This is a genomic window from Streptomyces laculatispora (genome assembly GCF_017353455.1).
Taxonomy (GTDB): Bacteria; Actinomycetota; Actinomycetes; order Streptomycetales; family Streptomycetaceae; genus Streptomyces; species Streptomyces laculatispora.
Map to the genome: position 1 here is coordinate 1 of NZ_JAFMPZ010000140.1, position 9,218 is coordinate 9,218.

7 protein-coding genes are annotated in these 9,218 nt (G+C 74.2%); 3 read left to right on the forward strand and 4 right to left on the reverse strand.

Features of this window, described 5'->3' with window-relative positions; all coding sequences use genetic code 11:
- From J1C73_RS08350 to J1C73_RS08360, 3 genes are all read left to right on the forward strand, one after another.
- A partial coding sequence (locus J1C73_RS08350; protein WP_207315779.1) for a serine protease occupies positions 1-2,947 on the forward strand: 2,947 nt, incomplete at its 5' end.
- 43 nt (positions 2,948-2,990) lie between these two features.
- Positions 2,991-3,944 (forward strand): bifunctional riboflavin kinase/FAD synthetase, encoded by a 954-nt coding sequence (locus tag J1C73_RS08355; protein WP_207315780.1) that lies wholly within the window; start codon positions 2,991-2,993, stop codon positions 3,942-3,944.
- Between the two features lie 146 nt (positions 3,945-4,090).
- On the forward strand, positions 4,091-5,194 hold the full coding sequence (locus J1C73_RS08360) for an XdhC family protein (protein ID WP_207315781.1): 1,104 nt from the start codon (positions 4,091-4,093) through the stop codon (positions 5,192-5,194).
- A gap of 52 nt (positions 5,195-5,246) precedes the next feature.
- Here the strand turns inward: J1C73_RS08360 and J1C73_RS08365 are convergent, their stop codons facing one another.
- From J1C73_RS08365 to J1C73_RS08380, 4 genes are all read right to left on the reverse strand, one after another.
- Complete coding sequence (locus J1C73_RS08365; RefSeq protein WP_207315782.1) at positions 5,247-6,242, reverse strand: oligopeptide/dipeptide ABC transporter ATP-binding protein; 996 nt, start codon at positions 6,240-6,242, stop codon at positions 5,247-5,249.
- Positions 6,239-7,267, reverse strand: coding sequence for an ABC transporter ATP-binding protein (locus tag J1C73_RS08370; RefSeq protein ID WP_207315783.1), 1,029 nt, complete (start codon positions 7,265-7,267; stop codon positions 6,239-6,241). Before J1C73_RS08370 ends, J1C73_RS08365 begins: the two co-directional genes overlap by 4 nt.
- Positions 7,264-8,232, reverse strand: a complete 969-nt coding sequence (locus tag J1C73_RS08375; protein ID WP_372446665.1) for an ABC transporter permease — start codon at positions 8,230-8,232, stop codon at positions 7,264-7,266. The genes J1C73_RS08370 and J1C73_RS08375 overlap by 4 nt, the downstream gene beginning before the upstream one ends.
- Positions 8,229-9,218 (reverse strand): ABC transporter permease (locus J1C73_RS08380; RefSeq protein ID WP_207315784.1); only part of this gene is annotated, 990 nt, incomplete at its 5' end. The genes J1C73_RS08375 and J1C73_RS08380, both read right to left, overlap by 4 nt.

A 9,218-nucleotide genomic window follows, 5' to 3' on the forward strand; every position in this document is an offset into this window, starting at 1 on the left:
GCCCGCACTCACCCTGTGGCTGCGCGGCGCTGATCTGCTGGCCGACGACACCTCCCTCGCCGACGCGGTCGCCCGCACGCTCCGGCAGGCGGGACGCATCGTCACCGCCGCCGGAGCCCTCGGCGACATGACGGCCGCCACCCCGGAGCGGGTGGCCCGGCTGGCAGCGGACTCGGGCAGCCCGCTGCTCGTCCTGCTGGACGGCCCGGAGGAGATGCCGCCCGTCCTGGCGCACCGGCTGGCCCGGTGGAGCGCCGGCTCGGTCGACTGGCTGCGGGAGAACGGCGCGCGGCTCGTCGTCGCCTGCCGCCCCGAGCACTGGGAGACCGCCGGCGCACTCTGTCCGCCCGGCGCGCTGCACCGCCCGGCCAGGCCCGCCCGGCGGCTGCCGTCCGCCCTGCGCATCGACGACCTCACCGTGGGCCAGGCCGAGGCGGCCCGGCAGCGGTACGCCCTCCCGCCCGAGGCGCTCGCCGCCGGCCACGACCGGCACCCGCTCACCCTGCGGCTGCTGGCGGAGGTACGCGCGGCCCTCCCGCCGGACACGCCGGGGCGGCCCGGCACGGAGGAGGTCTTCGGCGCGCACCTGGACCTGATGTGCCTGCGCATCGCGGTCCGGATCGCCGCCGAGTGCCGTCCGGCGCCGGGGGGCACGGCGGTGCGGCGGCTGGCGGCGCAGGTGGCGGGGCAGGTCCACGAGGCGGCCAGGCGCTGTCTGGGGCAGGGGCCGGGGGAGCTGGACCGGGCCTCGTTCGAGCACGTCTTCCCGTGGCGCACGGGCTGGGCGCCGGCCGTGCTCACCGAGGGGCTGCTGGTCCCGGCGGGAGCGGGCTACCGCTTCGCACACGAGGAGCTGGGGGACTGGGTCCAGGGTGCGCATCTGGACCTGGACGCCGCGCTGCGGGCGCTGGTGCACCGCTGGCATGTCCCCGGTGCCGCCGCGGGGGAGAGCGGCGCGCGGGTTCCGCACCCCCGCCGCCCGGGTGCGGCCGAAGGGCCCGACACCGCGCCCGTGCCCGCTCCCGTCGTGGGAGGCGAGGAAGCGGAGCCGCGCAGTCTCCCGGTGCCGCGTCATCGGATCGGCCCCGTGATCCAGGCGCTGCTGCTCCTGGGCCGCCGCCAGGGCCCCGCCGCGCTGGCCCACCGGCTGGCCGACCTGATCGAGGCGCTGGACCGGCTGCCCGCGGGACGGGACGAGGCGGCGGTGAGGACCGGCGGACAGGGCCCGCCGCAGGACGGCCCGGCGACGCGGGAGGGCGGGACCGGCCCCGCCGCACCCCGCGCGGCTTTGCGCGCCGCCGCCGCCGAGCCGCCCCCCGGTCGCTCCCGCGCCGCGCTGCCCTCCGCCGACGGCGGCTGTCCGCCCCCGGACGCCCGTTGGTGGGCCGCGCACCTGCTCTCCGAGACCCTCCTGCGGGTGCCCGACGCCCGACCGCACCTCGGGGTGCTCCGGCTGCTCACCGGGCGCGTCGTCCGCAGTTCGGCCGAGGCGGGCGGGGCCGGTGCGCAGGGGGTGTACGCCGAGTTCGGGCCCTGGTTCTGGCGGCGGCTGCGGCTGCCCGAGGCGGACCGGATAGATCTGTTCCGGCGGCTCGTCCCCGCCGACGGACCGCCGCGCGGCGAGGGCGAAGCCGACGGCGGGCGCTTCCTGGACGCCGTGGCCCGGCGGCTCGCCGCCCATCCGCGTACCCTCCAGCCGCTCCTGTGCACCTGGTTCACCGACGAGCAGCCGCTCGCCGCCGAGAAGGGCGAGGAGGGCGAGGAGGGAGCGGCGGTGCGCCCGACCGTCGCGGCGGCCGCGCAGGCTCTCCTGTACGCCCGCCGCGATCTCGCCGTGGACGATCTGGCCGACGCGCTCGTCTCGACCGACCACCCCCGCGCCGGGGAACTGCTCGCCGCGCTGGCCGAGGACGAACCCTCGGCGCTGTGCCGGGCCGTCGAGCGGTGGTCCCGCGACGACGACCGCAGCGCCCGGCGGATCGCGGCCGCCTCGTACGGAGCGGCCGTCGCACCGAAGCTCACCCGCGACGCCGACCGGGAGCTGCTGCGCCGCTCCGCCCTCGCCCTGCTGGCCCGCCCCGGGGACACCGATCTGCACGGGCCGGCGCTGACCCGGCTCGTCGCCGATCCGCAGACCAGGGACCGCTATCTGCCGCAGGCGCTCCGTGCCTTCGCCACGGGCGGCCTCCGGCTGTCCCCGGCCGCGCTCGCCGTCGCCCTGCCCACGCACCCCGAGCCGGTGCTGACCGCGTACCGCGACCGTCTCGTGCGGCCCGGGGACGGCGCGGGCGAGGTGCTGCGCGCCCTCGCCGCGATCGACGCCCCCGCGCTGGCCCTGCACGCAGCCGGGCTCGTACGGGCCTACGTCGACAGCCACCCCGAGGACACCGTGCACGCCGCGGCGTACCTCGACCGCAGGCTGGAGCACGGGCCCGCCGCCCGCGCCCTGCTGCTTCCCCTGCTGACCGGACTGCTCCGGGACCGTCCCGCGACCGCGCCGGTCCGCGGCGCGCTCGCCGGGGTGCTGGCCTCGCCCGGCAGTCCGGCCTCGCAGCCGCTGCGGGACGAGTTGCTGGAAGTGCTGCTGGACTTCGAGCAGGGCGGCGCGCACCGGGACCCGATCGTGCTCGACGCGCTGCTGCGGGCTGCCGCGGCCGGCAGTGCGGGGCGCGGCCGGGCCCGCACCAGGGCCCTGGTCCACCGCACCGGGATGCTGCTCGTCCGGACCCCCGAAGGCGCCGCACGGTTCGACCGCCGGCTGGTCGAACTGGCCCGTGACGTGCCCGGATTCGCCGCCCTGGTCACCGGGTGGCTGACGGACGCCCCCCAGGAGTGGGCGGCGGTCGTCGGCCCCGGTGCGCGGCGGACGGTGGAGGCCCTCGGGACCCCGATGCCGATGCCGATGCAGGCCGCAGGGCGTGAGCATGGCAGTCTTAGACCTGCGTAAGAGACAAACCCACGTACACAGGTTCGGGCGAGGAGCGGTCAGAGTGCAGCGCTGGCGTGGCTTGGAGGACATCCCCCAGGACTGGGGACGCAGCGTCGTCACCATCGGCTCCTACGACGGGGTGCACCGCGGACACCAGCTGATCATCGGCCGGGCCGTCGAGCGGGCCCGCGAGCTGGGGGTGCCGTCGGTCGTCGTGACCTTCGACCCGCACCCCAGCGAGGTCGTCCGGCCCGGCAGCCATCCGCCGCTGCTGGCCCCGCACCACCGCCGCGCCGAGCTGATGGCCGAGCTCGGTGTGGACGCGCTGCTGATCCTGCCGTTCACCACCGAGTTCTCGAAGCTCGCCCCGGCCGACTTCATCGTGAAGGTGCTCGTCGACAAGCTCCACGCGCGGCTGGTCATCGAGGGCCCCAACTTCCGCTTCGGCCACAAGGCCGCGGGGAACGTGCGGCTGCTCACGGAGTGCGGCGCTACGTACGACTACCGGGTCGAGGTCATCGATCTGCGGGTGCGCGGCGAGGCGGGCGGCGGTGAGCCGTTCTCCTCCACCCTCACCCGGCGCCTGGTCGCCGAGGGCGATATGACCGGCGCCGCCGAGATCCTGGGCCGCCCGCACCGTGTCGAGGGCGTCGTCGTCCGCGGTGCGCAGCGCGGCCGCGAGCTCGGCTTCCCCACCGCGAACGTGGAGACCCTGCCGCACACCGCGATCCCCGCCGACGGGGTGTACGCGGGCTGGCTGAACGTGAACGGCGAGGCGATGCCCGCCGCGATCTCGGTCGGCACGAACCCGCAGTTCGACGGCACCGAGCGGACGGTGGAGGCGTACGCGATCGACCGGGTCGGCCTCGATCTGTACGGACTGCACGTCGCCGTGGACTTCCTCGCCTACGTACGAGGGATGCTGAAGTTCGACTCGATCGACGAGCTGCTGGTGGCGATGGCCGCCGATGTGAAGCGGTGCAGCGAGCTCATCTCCGCGTACGACCGGGACTGACCCACCGGTCCGGGCGCCGGGAGTGCCCTGCGTCCATGCGGCGGCACCCTGCGCATCAGCGGTGGACCTCGGCGTTTCAGCGCCGCCGCTCACTTATGGTGGGGCGCGTCCTGGCCGGGTGAGCCGGGCCCCAGGAGGTCCGTACCGTGCGTGAACTGCTCTCTGAACTGCGTGCCTGGGACGACGCCGGCACCCCGTTCGCCCTGGCGACCGTCGTCTCCGTCCGGGGCAGCGCGCCGCGTGCCCCCGGCGCGGTGATGGCGGTGACCGCCGACGGAGCGGTGGCGGGAAGCGTGTCCGGCGGCTGTGTCGAGGGCGCGGTGTACGAGGTGGCCGGCGAGGTGCTCGCCTCGGGCAGCCCGCAGCTGACGTCGTACGGGATCAGCGACGACGAGGCGTTCGGTGTCGGGCTGACCTGCGGTGGCACGATCGACGTCCTGGTCGCGCCGTTCGCCGCGGCGGCCGACCGCGCATGGCTCCGGGGAGTCACGGACTCGATCGCGGTCGGCGAACCCGTCGCGGTGGCCACCGTCCTGCCGGGCGCCGCGGCGGCCGGTGCCCGGCTGGTGGTCCGGGCCGGCGGCACACAGGGCGCGCTCGGCGACGAGGGGCTCGACGCGGCCGTCACCGATGACGCCCGGGGCCTGCTCGCGCAGGGGGCGACCGCCCGGCAGTGGTACGGGGTGCGCGGGGAGCGCCGGATGCAGGACGTGTCCGTCTTCGTCCAGACGTACGCGCCACCGCCCCGCATGCTCGTCTTCGGCGCCATCGACCACGCCGCCGCGACCGCGCGCATCGGGTCGTTCCTCGGGTACCGGGTCACGGTGTGCGACGCCCGTCCGGCCTTCGCGACCCGCGAGCGGTTTCCCACCGCCGACGAGGTCGTCTGCGCTTGGCCGCACACCTATCTGTCGGACACGGAGATCGACGGGCACACGGTCGTCTGCGTCCTGACCCACGATCCGAAGTTCGACGTCCCGCTGCTGGTCGCCGCGTTGCGCACACCGGCCGCGTACATCGGTGTGATGGGGAGCCGGCGCACCCATCTGGACCGGATCGCACGGCTGCGGGCCGAAGGGGTCGGCGAGGCGGACCTCGCCCGGCTCGCCTCGCCGGTCGGGCTCGACCTCGGCGCCCGCACCCCGGAGGAGACGGCCGTCTCGATCGCCGCGGAGATCATCCAGCACCGCTGGGGCGGCACCGGGCGGCCGCTCGGCGAACTCACGGGGGCCATCCACCACCACCCGTAGCAGCAGGTACGGGCAGGACCGGAGACCCGGACCCGCCCGTACACCGCACTCCCTAGGACCGCGCTGCCACCGCCGCGTTCGCCCAGTGGCACGCCACCTGTGTCTCGCCGCCTCCCGCCAGCACCGGCAGATCCTTCGTACGGCACGCGTCCGCGACGCCCGCTCGCTCCGCCTCGCCGGAGGCCAGGACCTGGCAGCGCACATGGAAACGGCAGCCGGACGGCACCTTCGACGGGTCCGGCGGCTCACCGGTCAGCACCACCGGATCGCCCTCCGCCTCCGGCAGCACCGACAACAGCGCCTGGGTGTACGGATGCTGGGGAGCCGTGAGGATCTGCTCGACGTCACCGGTCTCCACGATCCGGCCGAGATACATCACCGCCACCCGGTCCGCGATGTTCCACGCCAGACCGAGATCGTGCGTGACCACCAGCGCGGACAGGCCCAGTTCGTCCCTCAGCCGCAGCAGCAGCGCCAGGATCTCGCCGCGCACCGAGGCGTCCAGCGAGGCCACCGGCTCGTCGGCCACGATGAGTTCCGGTTCCAGGACCAGGGCGCCCGCGATCACGACGCGCTGGCGCTGGCCGCCCGACAGCTCGTGCGGGTAGCGCAGGAAGAACCGCTCCGGGGGCCGCAGCCCCGCCCGGGACAGGGCGTTGGTCACCGCCTCCCGCTCGTCGCCGCCGTACCGGTGGATCCGCAGCCCCTCGGCCACCGCGTCGTACACCGTGTGGCGCGGGTTCAGCGAGCCGCTGGGGTCCTGGAGCACCAGCTGGACCCGCTTGCGGTACGCCTTCAGCGCCCGGTTCCCGTAGTCGAGCGGCTTGCCGCCGAAGGTGATCCGCCCGGAGGTCGGCGGGACCAGGCCCAGCAGCGAACGGGCCAGCGTCGTCTTGCCGCACCCGGACTCGCCGACCAGGGCGACGATCTCGCCCGGCCTGATGTCCAGGTCGACCCCGTCGACGGCCCGCGCCGGACCGGCACCGTGCCGGCCGGGGAAGGTGACCTGCAGCGCCTGCGCGCTGAGCAGGTCCGTGGTGGTGCTCATGTGGTGCTCCTTGCTTCCTCGGCGCCCGGCAGGGCCGGCGCGGCCGCCCCGTCCGGACCCGCCAGCACACAGGCGGCCTGCCGTGCGGGTCCGGAGTCCCGCAGCTCCTGGTCCTGCGTGGTGCAGGAGTCCAGGGCCACCGGACAGCGCGGGTGGAACGTGCAGCCGGCCGGCAGAGCCGACGGGTCGGGCGGATCGCCCGGCAGCCCGCGGGGAGCGAACCGGGAGGCCGGGTCCCCGATGCGCGGGAAGGCGCCCGACAGGGCCTTGCTGTACGGGTGGGCCGCGCTCTCGTAGACCTCGGAGGCGGGGCCCTGCTCGACGACGCGTCCCGCGTACATCACCGCGAGCCGGTCGCAGGTGTCCGAGAGCACGGCCAGGTCATGGCTGATCATGATCAGTCCGAGGTCCTGCTCGGAGACCAACTGCTCGATCAGGCGCAGGATCTGGGCCTGGATCATCACGTCGAGGGCCGTCGTCGGCTCGTCGGCGATGATCAGCCCCGGATCGCAGGCGAGCGCCATCGCGATCATCACGCGCTGGCGCTGTCCGCCGGAGAGCTCGTGCGGATAGGCGTCCGCTCGGGCGGCGGGCAGCCCCACCTGCTCCAGCAGCTCACCGGCCCGCTTCCGCGCGGCGGCCTGCGTCGTCCTGCGGTGCAGCACGATCGGCTCGGCGATCTGGTCCCCGATGCGGTGCACCGCGTTGAGCGAGTGCATCGCGCCCTGGAAGACGATCGAGGCACCGGCCCAGCGCACCGCCCGGACCCGGCCCCACTTCATGGCGAGGACGTCCTCGCCGTTCAGCAGGATCTCGCCGGAGACCTTCGTGCCCGCCGGCAGCAGACGCAGCAGCGCGAGCGCCAGCGTCGACTTCCCACAGCCCGACTCCCCGGCGATGCCGAGCTTCTGTCCCGCGTCGACCTCCAGATTCACCCCGCGGACCGCCTGGGCCCCGCCGGCGTACGTCACCGTGAGATCGCGTACCTGGAGCAGCGGCGTCTTGTGGATGCTCGTCGTGCTCAACGGGCCACCCCCAGCTTGGGATTGAGGACGGACTCGATGGCGCGGCCGCACAGCGTGAACGCCAGTGCCACCAGGGCGATGGCGATACCGGGCGGCGCCAGGTACCACCAGTCGCCCGAGCTCACGGCGCCGGCCTCGCGCGCGTCCTGGAGCATGCCGCCCCAGGAGGTGATGGTCGGGTCGCCGAGGCCGAGGAAGGCCAGGGTGGCCTCGGTCAGGATCGCGCTGGAGATCACCAGCGTGGTCTGGGCGAGCACCAGCGGCATCACGTTCGGCAGGACGTGCCGGGTCATGATGTGGCCGTGTCCGCCGCCCAGCGCGCGGGCCCGCTCGATGTAGGGGCGGGACTCCACGGCGAGCGTCTGCGCCCGCACCAGACGGGCCGTCGTCGGCCAGGTGGTGACGCCGATCGCGATGATGACCGTCCACAGCGAGCGGTCCATCACGGTGGCGAGCGCGATGGCCAGGACCAGGGTCGGCATCACCAGGAACCAGTCGGTGACCCGCATCAGGACCGTCGAGTACCAGCCGCGGAAGTGCCCCGCGAGGATGCCGACGACCGTACCGATGGCGACGCACAGGAAGGCCGCGAGCAGCCCCACCGTCAGCGAGACGCGTGCTCCCCACACCAGCAGGGCGAGCACACTGCGTCCGAACTGGTCGGTCCCGAGCGGGAATTCGCCGCTCGGTGCCTCCAGCGCACCGCCCGGCGCGGAGGTGACGCTCTGCGAGTCGGCGCCGGCCAGCGCCGGCGCGAACAGGGCGGTCAGCCCGATCAGGATGAGCCCGGCCAGCCCCCACAGGCCGCCCGGGTGCCTGCGGTACTCGCGCCAGAAGCGGGCCATGGAGCGGCGCTTACGGGCCCGTGCCAGCGCGCGCGGGCTCTTGGCCACCCCGGCGCCCGGCCCGTCGGGCGCGGGCTTCTCGGCCTCGGGGGTGGAGGCGGGCATGGATTCGGCAGTCATCGGCCCACCCGGGGATCGAGCAGCGGATACAGCACGTCGGCGAGGGTGTTCGCCAGGATCACCGCGGTGGCGAACACGAAGAACAGCCCTTGGACGAGTGGCAGGTCAGGGACGCTGAGCCCCTGGTAGAAGAGGCCGCCCAGGCCCGGCCAGGAGAACACGGTCTCGACCAGGATCTGTCCGGCGACCACTTGCCCCAGGTTGACGAACATCAGCGTGAAGGTCGGCAGCATCGCGTTGGGCACGGCGTGCTTGCGGCGTACCGCGTCGTCGCGCAGCCCCTTCGCACGGGCCGTCGTCAGATAGTCGCTGCCCATCTCGTCGAGCAGCGAGGAGCGCATCACCAGGAGCGTCTGCGCGTAGCCGACCGCGACCAGGGTGATCACGGGGAGCACCATGTGGTGCGCGACGTCGAGGACGTACGCGAAGCCGGTCTCGTTGCCCGAGTCCAGACCGCCGGTCGGGAACATGCCCGGAATCGGGCCGATGCCCACCGAGAAGACGATGATCAGGAGCAGGCCGAGCCAGAACGAGGGCACCGAGTAGAGCGTGAGCGCGAGCGCGGTGTTGAACCGGTCGCTCGTGGAGCCGTTGCGCCAGGCGGTACGGGTGCCCAGCCAGATGCCGAGCGCGCTGTAGAGGACGTACGCCGTGCCGGTGAGCAGCAGCGTCGCCGGCAGCGCCTCGACGATCTTGTCCATGACCGGGGCGTGGAACTGGAAGGAGGTGCCGAAGTCGCCGGTGAGCGCGTCCCCCACATAGGTGGTGAACTGCTGCCACATCGGCTGGTCGAGGCCGAACTGGTGGCGCAGCGACTCCAGTTGCTCGGTGGAGACGCGGCGGCCGCCCGTCATCTGCTTCACCGGGTCGCTGGGGATGAGCCGGAAGAGGAAGAAGCTGGTGACCAGAACGGCGAACAGCGAGACGGCCGCGCCGGCGATCTTGGCGGCCACGTACGTGAGGTAGGCCTTGGTGTTGCGCGCCCG